Origin of the sequence: Cryobacterium levicorallinum (assembly GCF_004402405.1) — a bacterium.
Taxonomy (GTDB): Bacteria; Actinomycetota; Actinomycetes; order Actinomycetales; family Microbacteriaceae; genus Cryobacterium; species Cryobacterium levicorallinum.
The window spans coordinates 1-15642 of record NZ_SOFE01000014.1; the positions used below are offsets into that span (position 1 = coordinate 1).

The 15642-nt window shown below is 66.9% G+C and carries 12 protein-coding genes; 6 read left to right on the top strand and 6 right to left on the bottom strand.

Features of this window, described 5'->3' with window-relative positions; all coding sequences use genetic code 11:
* The first annotated feature begins 595 nt into the window (after positions 1-595).
* Both E3O11_RS07300 and E3O11_RS07305 read left to right on the top strand, forming a co-directional pair.
* Positions 596-1846: a low temperature requirement protein A gene (locus E3O11_RS07300; protein WP_158251567.1), complete on the top strand. Its 1251-nt coding sequence runs from the start codon at positions 596-598 to the stop codon at positions 1844-1846.
* 155 nt (positions 1847-2001) lie between these two features.
* A complete protein-coding gene (locus E3O11_RS07305) occupies positions 2002-2421 on the top strand; it encodes a DUF7882 family protein (RefSeq protein ID WP_338419213.1) in 420 nt (139 codons plus the stop codon).
* A gap of 105 nt (positions 2422-2526) precedes the next feature.
* On the opposite strand, the gene paaZ is transcribed toward E3O11_RS07305, so the two are convergent.
* The 4 genes from paaZ to E3O11_RS07325 form a co-directional block, all read right to left on the bottom strand.
* Entirely contained in the window at positions 2527-4584 is a 2058-nt protein-coding gene (gene paaZ, locus E3O11_RS07310; protein WP_092448173.1) for a phenylacetic acid degradation bifunctional protein PaaZ, read from the bottom strand.
* 131 nt (positions 4585-4715) lie between these two features.
* Positions 4716-5609, bottom strand: a complete 894-nt coding sequence (locus E3O11_RS07315; protein ID WP_092447861.1) for a 3-hydroxyacyl-CoA dehydrogenase family protein — start codon at positions 5607-5609, stop codon at positions 4716-4718.
* A gap of 46 nt (positions 5610-5655) precedes the next feature.
* Positions 5656-6840, bottom strand: coding sequence for a thiolase family protein (locus tag E3O11_RS07320; RefSeq protein WP_092447862.1), 1185 nt, complete (start codon positions 6838-6840; stop codon positions 5656-5658).
* Positions 6841-7023: 183 nt separating this feature from the next.
* Positions 7024-9210 carry a DEAD/DEAH box helicase gene (locus E3O11_RS07325; RefSeq protein WP_134495466.1) on the bottom strand — a complete coding sequence of 729 codons (2187 nt, stop codon included), beginning with the start codon at positions 9208-9210 and terminating at the stop codon, positions 7024-7026.
* A 260-nt stretch (positions 9211-9470) separates the two neighbouring features.
* On the opposite strand from E3O11_RS07325, the gene E3O11_RS07330 reads away from it, so the two are divergent.
* A complete protein-coding gene (locus E3O11_RS07330; protein ID WP_092447864.1) occupies positions 9471-9932 on the top strand; it encodes a GNAT family N-acetyltransferase in 462 nt (153 codons plus the stop codon).
* 1 nt (position 9933) lies between these two features.
* On the opposite strand, the gene E3O11_RS07335 is transcribed toward E3O11_RS07330, so the two are convergent.
* Entirely contained in the window at positions 9934-11010 is a 1077-nt protein-coding gene (locus E3O11_RS07335) for a GTP-binding protein (protein ID WP_166787523.1), read from the bottom strand.
* A 49-nt stretch (positions 11011-11059) separates the two neighbouring features.
* Between E3O11_RS07335 and ykgO the strand changes: the two genes are divergently transcribed.
* Complete coding sequence (ykgO, locus tag E3O11_RS07340; protein WP_035839829.1) at positions 11060-11182, top strand: type B 50S ribosomal protein L36; 123 nt, start codon at positions 11060-11062, stop codon at positions 11180-11182.
* Positions 11183-11308: 126 nt separating this feature from the next.
* On the opposite strand, the gene E3O11_RS07345 is transcribed toward ykgO, so the two are convergent.
* Positions 11309-12082 (bottom strand): IclR family transcriptional regulator, encoded by a 774-nt coding sequence (locus E3O11_RS07345; RefSeq protein ID WP_092447866.1) that lies wholly within the window; start codon positions 12080-12082, stop codon positions 11309-11311.
* Between the two features lie 155 nt (positions 12083-12237).
* Here E3O11_RS07345 and hutH point away from each other — a divergent pair, with 155 nt between their 5' ends.
* Both hutH and E3O11_RS07355 read left to right on the top strand, forming a co-directional pair.
* Entirely contained in the window at positions 12238-13842 is a 1605-nt protein-coding gene (gene hutH / locus E3O11_RS07350) for a histidine ammonia-lyase (RefSeq protein ID WP_092447867.1), read from the top strand.
* A gap of 235 nt (positions 13843-14077) precedes the next feature.
* Positions 14078-15613 carry a M23 family metallopeptidase gene (locus E3O11_RS07355; RefSeq protein ID WP_092447868.1) on the top strand — a complete coding sequence of 512 codons (1536 nt, stop codon included), beginning with the start codon at positions 14078-14080 and terminating at the stop codon, positions 15611-15613.
* Positions 15614-15642: the final 29 nt, after the last annotated feature.

The window sequence follows — 15642 nt, forward strand, 5'->3', positions numbered from 1 at the left end:
CTTGTCTAACTTAGACCCTCTAACCAGTCCCTGTCAAATCGAGGAAACACCCAGTTTCAGGCGCAAAACAGCGACCAAAACCACGCGACTCAACCAACCAGAAACAGCAGAAGGACTTACAATCCTAGCCCAACAACCGAGAACGTGAAACACGAACCGTGAAGTTAATGTGGCTAGAAGATGGTCCCACATGAGGCCGAAAAGCACTGCGGCTTTCCGCACCTTTGGGGTACGTATAGATACATTACGGCCAGACCACCCACCCGTCAAAACGCCCCCCACCCGGGCGTGTCGCAACCCCGACACCCCCTCCCCCACCCAGCCGCAGGGCCAGCAACGCAGACCAGCTCACGCCGGTCGTATGGCAATCTCGACAAGCTCGATCAACGAAAAAGAGCGCGTTCCGCAGATCGCCCCGCGATGGCCGGGCAGCCGCGCAGCCGGGCCCACCGTATGAACGTGGACTCAGTTTCTAGACCGGGCCCCGTGCAGAAGTGACGGCGGGGCCGGGCAGGTGGGGACGCTTACAGGAGGACTGAAGCATGGGAGCGGAATTGGAACTGCGGATGTCGGGGGCTTGCGGGAGACTGGGGACGTGAGCCGATCATCGAAGACGACGCAGCAGCATCCGCTTGAGCATCGCGCCTGGATTCTGCGTCTCGGGTTTCGGCGAAGCCTGCTGCGGCCGGAGGACACCGAGCGCAGCGAGCGCGTCACCTACATCGAGTTGTTTTTCGACCTCATTTTCGTCTTTGCTCTAACTCAGCTCTCGCGCTATTTGTATGCCAACCAGTCCTGGGTGGGTGCACTGGAGTCGATCATTCTCGTGCTCGCCCTGTGGTGGCTGTGGGTGTATACGACCTGGGTTACCAACTGGCTCGATCCGGCCAGGCTGCCGGTGCGCGGTGTCGTCATCGGCCTCTCCCTCGTGGGTCTCGTGATCAGTACCTCGATCTACGATTCCTTCGGTGACCAGGGGCTGATCTTCGCCATCGCGTATGTGGCCTTGCAACTCGGGCGCTCGGTGTTCATGGTGCTGGCCCTCGCCCGGCACGATCCGGCCCTGCACGCGACATTTTTGCGCATTCTGCTTTGGCTGTCGGCAGCCGGCGCCTTCTGGATCGTCGGGGCGCTGCTGCCGCTGACCTATCGCCTGCCGGCCTGGCTCATCGCCCTCGCCATCGAGTACGGGTCCGCGAGCCTCGGGTTTCGCGTTCCCGGGCTGAAAGCACCCGGTGTCGACGACTGGGATGTCTCCGGCCCGCATATTGCCGAGCGCAGCGCCCTGTTCGTGATCATCGCGATCGGCGAGTCCTTTTTGGTGACCGGGTTTGCATTTGTCGACCAGGAGGTATCCGCTTTGGGGATTGCCGGTCTGTTTCTCGCCTTTGTGAATGGCGTGGCCATGTGGTGGCTCTATTTCGATCACGGGGAGCGTGCCGGGAGCAAGGCAATCGCCGCGTCGAGCGAGCCGGGCCGCATCGCTCGACTCGCCTATACCTACGTGCACGCGATCGTCATCGCCGGAATCGTGCTGACCTCGGTCGCGGACAAATCAGTGCTCGAGCATCCGGAGGATGTGATGACGCTTCCGGTGGCCGTCACCCTGGTCGGTGGGCCGCTGTTCTACCTCGTCGGGCTGCTGCTGTTTCGCTGGATCGTCGCGCGCACCGTGCTCATGTCGCACGTCGTCGGAATTGCCGTGCTCGCCGTGGCCGGTGCGGCCGCCGCCCTCGTGACTCCGCTCGGGCTGGGCGTCGCGACCTCGGTCATTCTGGTTGCCGTGGCGGCGTGGGAGACGATCGCGCGCGTTCGCGCCGGCACCACAGACGACGACGCCGGTTGAATCACGCTAGTGCTGAGCGGATGCCGGGCCCACCTTACGAACGCGGGCCCAGTTTGTAATCTGGGCTCAGGTTCCGGCCCCAGGCCCCGGACGAACTGGGGGGCAGGTGGGGCCGTTGGCCTCTAGTGCTCTCCTGGCGCGGCCGAGATACTGAGATGAGCGGCATTGCTGAATTTGACTGGAAGGCACTCATGGGCTCTCTTACGTATGACCGAGTCATCGTGGAGATCGACGACCGCACCCTGGCACACCTGCAAATGGTGATCGTTCAGAAGCTGCGCCGCGGCGAGAGCTTTCTGCTGTCCTGGCGCGATTCCGCCGAGGTGGGGTCCGGGCGCAGTTCGATCTGGCTCAATCCCGCTATTCCGCTCTACTTCAAGTTCGTGGGAGGTCGGGCGGCCACCCTCAACCGCCAGTGGATCGAAGACCTGAGCCGTTCGGCCAACAGCGCCCAGGGACTGGTCGTAGTGAGCGAGGACGACTCCATGCCGGCCACTCCTCTGTCGCCGCGACCCAGGACCACCGTCACCGCCCGTGCGTCCACGCGCGGAACCACCGTGCCCCTGCCCGTGTAGCGAGCGGGCTCAATCACGACCGAGGGGCGCGCCCGACCGCGGACCGAGCTCACGACTGCGGGCCCGCGCTCGATGCGCGGGCCCGCCCGAATTCCCTGTTGGAAGTTAGTGCTTGGCAACCAGGGTGAGCACGTCGTAGGACGCGACCAGCTCGTCGTTCTGGTTGGTCAGCACGGCATCCCAGCGCACCTCGCCGTACTCGTCGGTCTCGCGCGGGGTGATCTGCTTCGCGGTGAGCGCGACGCGGATACTGTCACCGGGCGAGACCGGCGTGACGAAACGCAGGTTCTCGAGGCCGGAGTTCGCGAGTACCGGTCCGGGGGCCGGATCGACAAACAGGCCAGCGGCCCAGGAGACGAGCAGGTAGCCGTGGGCCACCCGGCCAGGGAAGAATGGGTTGGCTGCGGCGGCCGCTTCGTCCATGTGGGCGTAGAATGTGTCCCCGGTGAACTGGGCGAAGGTTTCGATGTCCTTGAGGGTCACCGTGCGCGAGTCCGAGACGATCTGATCGCCGATTACGAGCTCGGCCAGGCTCTTTCTGAACGGATGCGTGGAGCCGGCTCGCGCAGTCGCGCCCTGGTGCCAGATTCCGGTGATCGCCGTGAGCATCTCGGGTGAGCCCTGAATGGCGGTGCGCTGCATGTGGTGCAGCACCGCGCGGATGCCGCCGAGCTCTTCGCCGCCGCCGGCCCGGCCTGGGCCGCCGTGCACGAGCTGCGGCACCGGCGAACCGTGCCCGGTCGAGGTGCGGGCGTCGTCACGGTCGAGCACGAGTACCCGACCGTTGAAGGCCGAGATGCCGGTCATCAAGGCGACGGCCACTGACGGGTCGTGCGTGGCGATGCTGGTCACGAGCGATCCGCCGCCGCGCCGAACGAGGGCGATGGCCTCATCGATGGAGTCGTAGCCGAGCACGCTCGAGACCGGGCCAAAGGCCTCGACCTCGTGCACGGCGGCGGCCGACGCATCGTCGAAGCGCAGCAGCAGCGGCTCGACGAAAGCGCCGTCGGGAGCAAACCCGGTCGTGCCGTCCGCGTGCAGAACGGCGGGGGCATCCGTTTGGCCGACGACCAGCTTGCCGCCGGCCTCCTGCAGGCGAGCGACCTGCTTGAGCACCTCGAGGCGCTGGGCAGTGGAGGCGAGCGGTCCCATGGTCACGCCCTGGGCGCGCGGGTCTCCGAGCACGATGCGCTCGCTGATCCGTGCGTGCACGGCCGCGACCACGTCGTCCATCGCCGCGCGAGGCACGATGACCCTGCGGATCGCGGTGCACTTCTGGCCGGCCTTGACCGTCATTTCGGTGACGACCTGCTTGACGAACGCGTCGAATTCGGGGGTGCCCTTGGCCGCATCCGTTCCGAGGACGGAGGCGTTGATCGAGTCGGTCTCGTTGGTGAAGCGCACTCCCCCGGTCTGCACGGCGTCGCTCGCGCGCAGCTTCTCGGCGGTCGAGGCCGATCCGGTGAAAGCGACGAGGTCGCCGAGGCGCACGTCGTCGAACAGGGTCGGCACGCTGCCGGAGACGAGCTGCAGCGAGCCTTCCGGCAGCAGGCCGGATTCGGCGAGGATGCGCACGAAGGCCTCGGCAAGGTAACCGGAGGGGGTCGCGGGCTTGACCAGGGTCGGCACGCCGGCCAGGAACGCCGGCGCGAACTTCTCCAGGGCACCCCAGACCGGAAAGTTGAAGGCGTTGATCTGCACGGCCACGCCGGGCAGGCGCGAGTAAATATGGCGGGCGATGAAGGAGCCGTCCTTGGAGAGCGGCTCGACCGGTCCGTCGACGTAGACACGGGCGTTGGGCAGTTCACGGCGGCCCTTGGAGGAGTAGCTGAACAGCACGCCGATTCCGCCGTCGATGTCGACCCAGGAGTCGACCTTGGTGGCGCCGGTCCGGCTGGAGAGCGCGTAGAGCTCTTGCTTGCGCTCGGTCAGCAGCAGCGCCATCTGCTTGAGCAGCACGGCACGCTGGTGAAACGTGAGCTCCCCGAGCGATTTTTGGCCGACCGTGCGCGCGTAGTGGAGCGCGGCCGCCAGATCGAGGCCGTGGGTGCTGACGCGGGTGACGACCTCGCCGGTCGAGGCGTCACAGACGTCGGTACCGATCGAGACATCGGTCGGGGTCCACCAGGCGCCCTGAACGTAGCTGGGCAGAATGGTCGTCATGGGCGCCTCCTTGGCGATGGGATGGGGTGCGTTTTCGAGGATGGGTCGCGTTGTCGGAATGGCGGTCTCGACAGGCTCGACCAACGGATTGGGTGCGTTTTCGAGAGTGCCTCGCGTGGTCGGGGCGGGCATCAGGCCTCGTCCCAGTGGTAGAAGCCCTGGCCGGACTTGCGGCCGAGCTTGCCCTCGGCTACAAGTTTGCGCAGCAGCGCCGGCGGTTCGAAGCGGGCGCCGAGCTGTTTGTGCAGGTATTCGGCGATTCCGAGCCGCACGTCGAGCCCGACCAGGTCGGTCAGTTTCAACGGTCCAACCGGATGCTTGTAGCCGAGCATCATGGCGGCGTCGATATCCGAGGCGCTCGCGACTCCCTCTTCGAGCATGCGGATGGCCTCGAGTCCGAGGGCCACTCCGAGCCGGGAGGAGGCGAATCCGGGGGCATCGCTGACGGTGATCGGAGTCTTGCCGAGGGCGGAGACCCAGCTTTGGGCATCCGCTACCAATTCAGCCGAGGTCGCGCTGCCGGTGACCAGTTCGACCAAGTTCGAGGCGGGAACCGGGTTGAAGAAATGCAGGCCGAGAAAGCGGGCCGGCCGTTTCAGCTCATAGGCGAGGTCGTCGATCGAGATCGATGAGGTGTTGCTGGCGAGCGCGGCGTCATCGGGAAGCTCTGCTTCGACCCTTTGCAGGGCGTCGACCTTCAGCGCGCGTATCTCGGGGACGGCCTCCACGACAAGTTCCCGGTCGCTGAACAGACCGAAGTCGGCGCCGACGGCGAGGCGGGCCTCGAGTTCGAGACGGGTTTCGCCGGTGGCCCCGCGGGCAATGCTCGCGTCGACGGCGCGCAGCACGCGCGCGCGCGCGGCATCTGCTTCGATGTCGTTGCGTTCAACCAGTACCACGCGGGCACCGGCCAGCAGGAAGGCGTGGGCAATGCCAGCGCCCATGCGCCCGCCGCCGAGCACGCCAACCCGGTCGGGCACGCCGTTTTCGCCGCGATCACCGAGTTCCAGTTCAGAAACAGACATCAGACATCCTCCACAGTGACGATTACGACGGCCGTGCCTTTCGACACTAGACCCGCTCCAGAATGAGGGCCGAGCCCTGGCCGACGCCGATGCACATCGTGGCGAGGCCATGCCCGGCATTTTCCCGTTCCATGCGGGCCAGCAGGGTCACGACCAGGCGCGCTCCGCTCGATCCCAGCGGATGCCCGAGCGCGATCGCCCCGCCATCCCGGTTGACGATCTCCTCATCGAAGCCGAGGCGACGGATGCAGGCGATGGACTGGGTGGCGAAGGCTTCGTTGAGCTCGATCGCCCCGAGGTCAGCGATGTCGAGGCCGCTGCGCTCGAGGGCACGCTGGGTGGCGACGACCGGGCCGAGGCCCATGATCTCGGGGGCCAGGCCGACGCTCGCGCCGACGACGACGCGGGCGCGCGGAGTCAGGCCGTACTTTTTCACGGCCTCACCGCTCGCGACCAGAATCGCCGAGGAGCCGTCGTTGAGCGAGCTCGCGTTGCCGGCTGTGACGACGGAGCCGCCCGCGACGATGGGGCGCAGGGCGGCGAGGCCCTCGAGGGTGGTGTCCCGGCGCAGGCCCTCATCGACGAGTACCTCGCCCTTTTTGGTGGGCACGCCGACGATTTCGTCAACGAAGTGGCCAGCATCGATCGCGGCAGCGGCGCGCTGATGGCTGCGGAGGGCGAAGGCATCCGCTTCTAAGCGGGTAATGCCGTCGAGTCGGGCGACCTCCTCGGCCGTCTCCGACATGGAGAAGGTGGCCTTGTCTCGGGCGGCGAGTTTGGGGTTGACGAACCGCCAGCCGATGGAGGTGTCGAACTGGGCGCCGGGCTTGGCCCAGGGGCGCTCGGGTTTGGCCTGCACCCAAGGTGCGCGGGTCATGGATTCGACTCCGCCGGCGATCATGAGGTCGGCGTCGCCGGCGCGGATCGCCTGGGCGGCCATCGTGATGGCGGACATTCCGGAGGCGCAGAGCCGGTTGACGGTAATTCCGGGCACGTGGTCGGGCAGCCCGGCGAGCAGCCCTGCCATGCGGGCGACGTTGCGGTTATCTTCGCCGGCCTGGGTGGCGGCGCCGAAGATGATCTCCTCGATCAGGCCGGGGTCGATTTCGGCGCGGCGTACGACCTCGCCGACGACGAGCGCGGCGAGGTCGTCGGGACGAACCGTGGCCAACGCTCCGCCGTAGCGGCCTACGGGGGTGCGTGCTCCTCCAACGAGGTAGGCCTCGGCCATATTCTCTCCTGACGACGGTGTCTGCGTGTGGCTGTAGGTGGCTGCGGGAACGATTGCCAACTTACCGATCGTTCGGAAAGTAATTCTGGCAGACGCGGCCGGGTTCGCACAACCCGCTGGGCGCCGGGCGCGAAAAAGGGGCACCCGCCGGTTGGCGAGTGCCCCTTTTAGTTCAAACGGATGCTAGATGTTGGCGAGTTCGCGTACAGCCGCGTCACCGGGGGTGGCGGAGGTGTAGCTCGCGTCAATCTCGGCACGGTCGAGCAGCTCGTCCATGCGGCGCTTGCGCTGCTTGGGGATGAGCGTCACGACGGTTCCGGTCTTGCCCGCGCGGCCGGTCCGGCCGGCACGGTGCAGGTACGTCTTGTACTCGTCGGGGGCGTCGGCCTGGATGACCAGGTCGATGTCGTCAACGTGGATTCCGCGAGCAGCGACATCCGTTGCTACGAGCACGTTGACCCGGCCACTCGTGAGCATCTGCAGGTTACGGGTACGACGGGCCTGGTTGAGGTCACCGTGCAGGCTGGTGGCCTTGACTCCGGCGTCTTCGAGCTGGTCGGCGAGCTGCTCAGCGTAGGCCCGGGTGCGGCTAAAGATGAGCGTCTTGCCCTCACGGTTGACGAGCTCTTCGATGATGCGGCTCTTGTCGCGGTGTTCGATGACGAGCACGCGGTGGTCGATCGTGGAGGACGCCTGGTCTTCGCCGGCAACCTCGTGCACGGCCGGGTTGGTCAGGAATTCCTTGACCAGCGAGGCAACACCCTTGTCGAGGGTGGCGGAGAAGAGCAACTTCTGGCCGCCGGTCTTGGTCTGACGCAGGATGCGCTGCACGGGCTCGAGGAATCCGAGGTCACACATGTAGTCGGCCTCGTCGAGCACGGTGATAACGACTTCGCTCAGGTCAAGGCGACCCTGGTCGATGAGGTCTTCGATGCGTCCGGCGGTGCCAACGATGATGTCGACGCCGCGCTGGAGGGCGCTCACCTGACGGTACTGCGGAACTCCGCCGTAGATCTGGGTGGTGAAGAGGCCGACGCTGCGGGCGATGGGCTGCACGGTGCGGTCAATCTGCAGCGCGAGCTCACGGGTCGGGGCCAGGATGAGCGCGCGCGGCTTACGTGCGTGCTTGCGGTCCTTGGCGCCGTTGTTCTCCATGAGCTTTTCAACCAAGGGAGCAGCGAAGGCGATGGTCTTGCCGGATCCGGTCTTACCACGGCCGAGCACATCGCGACCGGCGAGAACGTCGGGGATGGTCGCGGCCTGGATCGGGAACGGGGCCGGAGCGCCGAGGGTGGCGAGCTCGCGAACGATGTTCTCGCCGAGGCCGAGGTCGCCGAAGGTTACGCCGACAACGTCGGACGCGGTCGTTGCAATGGCTTCGAGACGCTCGAGGACGACGTCTTCGCCACCGGCGAAGGTGGGCTTGACCCCCTCTTCGCTGCGCTTCGGGTAGAACTTGCTGTCGCCGTCGCTGGGACGGTCGTTGCCGAAGTCGCGACGGGGCGGGCGGTCATCGTTGGAGCGGCGCGGGGCGCGGTCTTCGAAGCTGCGCGGGGCGCGGTCTCCATACGAGGGGCGCTCGGTACGAGCCGGACGGTCATTGTTGTAGGCCGGACGATCGGTTCGCGGAGCACGGTCACCATAGGACGGACGCTCGGTACGGGGAGCGCTGTTGCGGTCACCATAGGAGGGACGTTCGGTACGAGCCGGACGGTCGTTGTTGTAAGCCGGACGATCGGTTCGCGGAGCACGGTCACCATAGGACGGGCGGTCGTTGTTGTAGGCCGGACGCTCGGTACGCGGAGCACGGTCACCGTAGGAGGGACGGTCGTTGTTGTAGGCCGGACGCTCGGTGCGCGGAGCACGGTCACCGTAGGACGGTCGGTCGTTGTTGTAGGCCGGACGCTCGGTACGCGGAGCACGGTCACCATAGGACGGACGCTCCGTACGGGGAGCGCTGTTGCGGTCACCATACGACGGACGGTCGTTGTTGTAGGCCGGACGGTCGGTACGCGGAGGACGGTCACCATAGGAGGGACGCTCGGTGCGAGCCGGACGGTCGTTATTGTAGGTCGGGCGCTCGTTGCGCTCGGTGTTGGTGCGGCCGCCGTTTTCGGGGCGAACGGAACGCGAGCCGTAGGCCGGACGTTCGCTCGAGGGACGCTCGTTCGAGCGCGCGGCACGCTCGTCTGCATTCCAGCGCTGCTTCTTGGGGGCACCCTCGTCAGCGCGGTATCCGCGGTGTCCGGGGCTCTTGCTTCCCGCGTTGTTGGAACCGCCGTGGCCCGATCCGCCCTTGGAGGCGTACTTGGGATCGAAGTTCTTACCGCCACGACCGACGGTGGAGTTGTGCGAATTGCCTTGAGGCATAAAGATATCTCTGGGTTGTGTTCAGTACATGGCAGAACAACATCGCACACGCGACGTAACTGAGAACCCGAGCAATCTGTGGTCGGGGCCGTTCACATACAGTGATTTTTCACCAGCGGATTACTGGGAAACCGGCCCAACTTGACTTACAAACCCATCCGCGCACAGCGCGGTGTCAAGAGCCGACCTATTGACATTACCCTATGCCTCCTGAAAAGTCACGCAGATAGGTATACATTGCCTCGCTCTATTCTGAGGACATGACCATTTCGATCAGTATCGAGCCGCCGCGGCAGGCCGACGTTGAGGCACTGTTGACCGCCGGCACCGTCTTCGCGCACTCCCTCTACCCGGAGGAGAGCAGCTTTCTGCTCAGCACCGACCAGCTCGAACGCCCGGGCGTTGCCGTCTACGTGGCCAGGAACGAAGACGGCGCAGCCTGCGGCATGGCCGCCCTGGTTCCACTCGGCGCCGAGCTGACTGCCGAGCTGAAGCGACTGTTCGTTTACGACGAAGTTCGGGGGCGCGGCATAGCCGGCCGCCTGCTCGACCGCATCGAAGCGGATGCCGCTGGCCGCGGTATCCGCTCTCTCGCATTGGAAACCGGCCCACTGCAACACGCGGCTATGGCGCTGTACCGCGGTCGCGGCTACGAACAGATCGACTTGTTCGGCCAGTACGTCGGCGAAGAGTTCAGCGTCTGCTTCGCCAAGAGCCTGTAACTCAGGCGGCGCTTTCGAGCGCCCAGGCGGGGAACGGGTCGGCCAGGGTGTTCCAGAACATGGGTCCGGCGAGAAATTCAGCGTCGGTGAGCAGGCAGGCATCGAGGTTGGCGCTGAGTAGACGGGCGTTGAGGTCACGTCCGAAGAAGGCGATCTCCTGGCCTAGCGGTGAATCCGGGTCATGGCTCTGCATGCCGGTCGGTTCGAAGGTGATCGTGGGGCCGGCACTGCTCCACGAGCCGACCGTCGACGGCCGAGTGGCGAGGCGAAACAGGCCACGGGAACGCAGGATCTCACCCGACTCCTCGGCGCGGTCACGAAAGAATTCGGCCAGGCGCAGCGGATGGAACGGGCGCACGTCACGGTAGACGACACAGATCAGCCCCTGCGGACTGCGTGAGAGCAGGGCGTCACCGTTGAGCTGGCGTACCCAGCCGGGACTGCATTGCAGCCAGGCGAACATGTCCCGGCGTGGCACCGGCCAACCCTCGGCACTGCCGCGGCCGTGTTCGGCAAACACGACGTGACTGGCCGGGTTGAGCAGGCGCACGAAGTCCCGAATATCGGCAGCGTCGCGGGCGTGCACGAGGTCGGTCTTATTGATCACGACGATGCTGGCCCACTCGACCTGCTCGATCAATATGTCGCCGACGGTGCGGTCGGGATCGTCGTGGGTATCGGAGAAGTTGACGTCGTGTTCTTCCGGGACCGGCGCGGGGGCTTCGCTGCGCAGGTCGGCCCAGAATCGCTCGGCATCGAGCACGGTGATGAGGTCACCGAGCCGCACCGCATGCCCATTCGCCAGCCGCTCCGGCGAGTCGCCGGTCTCAACGAGGGAACTGGCAATTTCCAGCGGGCCCACCGCGGTTGGCGCTTCGACGAAGACATCAATGGCGCACGCCTCCCCCCGGCCGACCGGCACCGCGTCGGCAACCTCGGTGAGCACCGTGCGCAGGGCATCGGACACGGAGGTGGCCAGGGCGAATGGCTGCCGCCCGAGGGTCAGGGCCACCGAGGATTTACCGGCGCCGGCCAGGCCGCTCACCACATTCACCCGAAGATACGTTTCTATCTGCATGCCTGTTAGTCTAATTGACATTCGTTCTCAATAAGCAATGGAGAAATAAATGAAGGTACGCAATTCCCTCAAGGCGCTCAAGAAGGTTCCGGGATCGCAAATCGTGCGGCGCCGCGGTCGCACCTTTGTGATCAACAAGCTCAACCCCCGCGCGAAGGCCCGCCAGGGCTAGCCCGTCGCAGCCCCTGCAGGCGGAACCGGGCTCGTGGCACTCGTTGTAGACCGAGGCACCAAATGGAACGAGTGTCCGCATCTCTAAAAAGTGCCGCGAGGCTCGGCGTGAGGCGCGGCGCGGGCGTTAGCGCGGGCGGCCACCGATGCGGCGGGACAGCTCGGCGGCCGTCGCCGCCACGGTTGCAGCGAGCGCCGGCCAGTAGTCGTCCGGGATGCGGTCGTGCGCAAAGGTCACCGCGATCGCGGCAGCGGGCCACCCCGCATGATCGCGTACGGCGAGCGCGACCGAGGCGATGCCCGGCGTGATTTCGCCATTTTCGGTGGCGTAGGTATCGGTTCGCACTCGATCGAGTACCGCCCGCAACTCAAGCCGGGAGCGCGGGCCCCGGCCGTCGCGCTGCTCGAGCACGGCCTGGCTGGGGTACAGCGCGCGCAATTGGGCCGCCGGAAGCGCCGCCAGCAGGGCGCGACCGCTCGCCGTGAGGTGCGCTGGCAGCCGCACGCCGACGTCGGAAACGAGCGAGGGGCGGTGCGCGGCGCGCTCTTCGACCAGGTAGATCACGTCGCGGCCGTGCAGCACCACGAGGTGCGCACTCTCCCCCAGCCGGTCGACAAGCTGGGCAATCAACGGGCGACCGAGCCGGGAGAGTGGCTCCTGGCGGCTGAATCCCGTGCTCAGCTCGAAGGCGGCGATGCCGAGTCCGTAGCGGTGTTCCTCGGGCAGGTGCACGACGAACCCCTGCCCCACGAGCACATCGAGCAGCTGGTAGACGGTCGAGCGCGGCAAGCCAAGAGCGCTGGCCACGGCGGCCGCCGGTGTCGGTCCGCGCTGCGCAGCGAGGTGAGTCAGCACGCGCAGCGTGCTTTCGGCGGCCGGAACCTTCGATGCGGTCGCCATGGCGTTCCTCTCACGTTCTCGCCGAGCGGCTGCCACTTCGAGTCGAAGAAAATGCTGCCGCGTTCGTTCAGGGCGATTGCTTTGTGTCCGGTATCCCGGACACGAAGCAGCATAGCGCCCTATCGCCTGGGGCCCTGGGGGTGTCGAATCGAACCATGACCCTCACGACCACGCCTCAGACTTCCGCATCCGCGCACGACCAGAGCGGGGCATCCGTAATCGCAGCCACCGTTGTCGTCGGAACCGGCGCCCTTTCCTTCGCCGACGTGATCGCCGTCGCGAGGCACAATGCGCGCGTCAGCCTCGATCCGACCAGCCTCCAGCAAGTGGCAGCGACCCGCACCATCATCGATGCCCTCGCGGCTGACACCGAACCGCACTACGGGATCTCGACCGGTTTCGGCGCCCTCGCGACGACGTTCATCACCTCCGACCGGCGCGCGCAGCTGCAGGCGAGCCTGGTGCGCTCGCACGCCGCCGGCAGCGGCCCCGAAGTGGAACGCGAGGTCGTACGCGCCCTCATGCTGCTGCGGCTTTCGACGCTGATGACCGGGCGAACCGGCGTGCGCCCGGCCACCGCCGAGACCTACGCGGCCGTGCTCAACGCGCAAATAACCCCGGTCGTGCACGAATACGGCTCGCTCGGCTGCTCCGGCGACCTCGCGCCGCTCGCCCACTGCGCGCTCGTCGTGATGGGCGAGGGGCAGGCGCGCGATGCCAGCGGCGCCCTGCTCGGCGGCGGTGACGCCCTCGCCACAGCCGGCATCAGGCCGGTCGTGCTCGCCGAAAAAGAAGGCCTCGCCCTGATCAACGGCACCGACGGCATGCTCGGCATGCTCGTGCTCGCCCTCGACGACCTGGCCCGCCTGCTCGTGACTGCCGACATCGCCGCGGCGATGAGTGTCGAGGCTCTGCTCGGAACGGATGCTGTCTTCGCGGCGGATCTGCAGCAACTGCGGCCCCAGCTCGGCCAGGCCGACAGCGCCGCCAACCTGCGCCGACTGCTGCAGGGCTCCCCGCTCGTCGCGAGCCACGCCGGCCCCGAGGATCCCTCGGTGCAAGACGCCTACTCGTTGCGTTGCGCCCCGCAGGTGCACGGCGCCGCACGCGACACCGCCACCCACGCCGCCCTCGTGGCCGGCCGCGAGCTGGACAGCGCCATCGACAACCCGGTTGTCACGGTCGACGGCCGAGTTCTGTCGAACGGCAACTTTCACGGCGCCCCGCTCGGCTACGTGCTCGATTTTCTCGCCATTGCCGCAGCGGATGTCGCGAGCATGAGTGAGCGACGCACCGACCGTCACCTCGATGGGAGCCGCAGCAAGGGCCTGCCGCGGTTCCTCGCGCACGAGGTAGGCGTGGACTCCGGGCTCATGATCGCCCAATACACAGCGGCCGGGATCGTGTCGGAGCTCAAACGGCTGGCGGTGCCGGCATCCGTTGATTCGATTCCCTCGTCGGCGATGCAGGAAGACCACGTCTCGATGGGTTGGCATGCGGCCCGCAAGCTGCGCCGTTCGCTCGACGGGCTCGGCCGGGTGCTCGCGATCGAGATCATGACAGCGGCGCGCTCGCTCGATCTGCGGGCACCGCTTGAGCCGGGCGCCGCGACCGGAGCGGTACGCGACCTCGTGCGCACCGTGGCCGCCGGTCCCGGCCACGATCGCTTTCTCTCCCCCGAAATTGAGGGCGTCGTGGCGCTCGTCGCTTCGGGGGCAGTGCGCGCGGCCGCGGAATGCGAAGCGCCCGAGTTGGTCTAGTGCGAACCGCACCTTATAGGCACCTTGGACCGCTCGTTTGACCCGTTGTGAGCGTGGGGCTGGCGTGCCATACTGTCGCCACGCCAGCCCGCCCGCCCGCGTTAGTCCATACCCGAATGGATCAGGTTTGCCGATGTTCTTAGCCCCAAGTCACGGTCCCGCTACGCTTCTCCTGCGAGCACGGCAGCGGGCCGCGACACATCGCAGGCCAGGCGGCCCGCTGGCGATCATTATCGTGACCACGCTGCTCCTCTTCGGCGCCCCGGTCGCGGCGAGCGCCGGTGAACTTCCAGCCGGTTCGACCGGCACGTCCACGCCGACCGTGAGCGCGAACCCGGAACCGAGCGCTGAAGAGACCGCTGAACCAACCGCCGAACCAACCAGCAGCCCGACGCCCACGCCGACGGCAGAACCGACCGCGGAGCCCACTCCCGCGCCCACGACCGAAGCGACCCCGGAACCGACGCCGACGCCGGAACCCACGGCTGAGCCCACCGCCGAACCCACCCCGGAACCGACCGTCGAACCGACCCCGGAACCGAACAACGAACCAGTTCCCGAGCCGACAGACGGACCGATCCCGCCAGTTGTCGATCTCCCCGATCCACCCAAGGTAGCGCCGACTCCCAGTGACACTGGCATCGAGGCGCAGGCGGCAGCCCAGGCAGCGGCCGCAGTCGTTCGCGCGACAGCCGCAACCGCCCTCGCCGAGAGTCAGGCGGCCGCCGCGCTGGCGGCCGCGCAGCGCGCATCCGCTCAACAAGACTCGACACAAAGAGCCGCAGCGTTGGCCCTGGCGCTCACCCGGTCACAGTCAACGGAGGCGGTGCGGGCCACCGCCCAGCGTACGCTCGAGTCGACGCAGGCGAGTCAGACGCTCGCGCGCGGTCGCTCCGCACTGGTGCACCGGCTCGCCGTGGAGGCCACGCAGCAAGCCGCCGACTCCAAACGAAGCTTTGCCGTGCTCGCGCGCAAACTGGCGCAGCAGCAATCCGGCGCTGTCGTGACCGAGGTCTTCCTCGGCGGTAATTCCCTCGGCAACGTGCTCGACCAGCTCAGCACACTCGACCAGCTGGATCATGTCACCGACAATATCGAGACGATTCAGGCCCGCGCCGAGGCCGACGAAGCCCGAGCGCAGCGGCTGAACGAGCAAGATACCGAGACCCGTGCTGCCGCGAGCGGCCTATCGGTCGACGCGAGCCGGGCCGCGCTCGACGCTGCCCAAAACGACGTCGAAGCTGCCGGCCTGGCTCTGGTAAACGCCGCAGCTCAGGCCGCGAGTGCCGCTGCCGGCCTGTCCGGACTGGACCTGCGTCCGATCACTCCAACCGACTACGGCCAGCTGAGCGATCAGGGCTGGGCAAATCCAGCTAGCGGCCCCACAACGGATGTCTACGGGCCCAGGCCGGTCCGCCCCCTCCCCGGGGTGGGCGCGTTCCACTACGGCACCGATATTGGAGCGGGTTGCCTGGCACCGGTCTTCGCGGCCACCTCCGGCATTGTGCGCGCCGCCGGAGCGGTCGGCAGCTACGGCAACTGGATCCTGATCGACCACGGCGAAGGAGTGCAGACCGGCTACGCCCATTTGGCCGACGATGAGACCCTGGTCGATGTCGGCGATCGGGTCGGCGCCGGCCAACAGATCGGACGGGTCGGCAGCACCGGCCTGTCCACCGGCTGCCACACCCACGTCGAGGTTCGGGTTGACGGCGTAAGGATCGACCCCCAGCCGTTCTTCCTCAACCGCGGAATCATCCTCGGCGGTTGAGCCACGCAGGGACCGGTGGCCGACGTGGG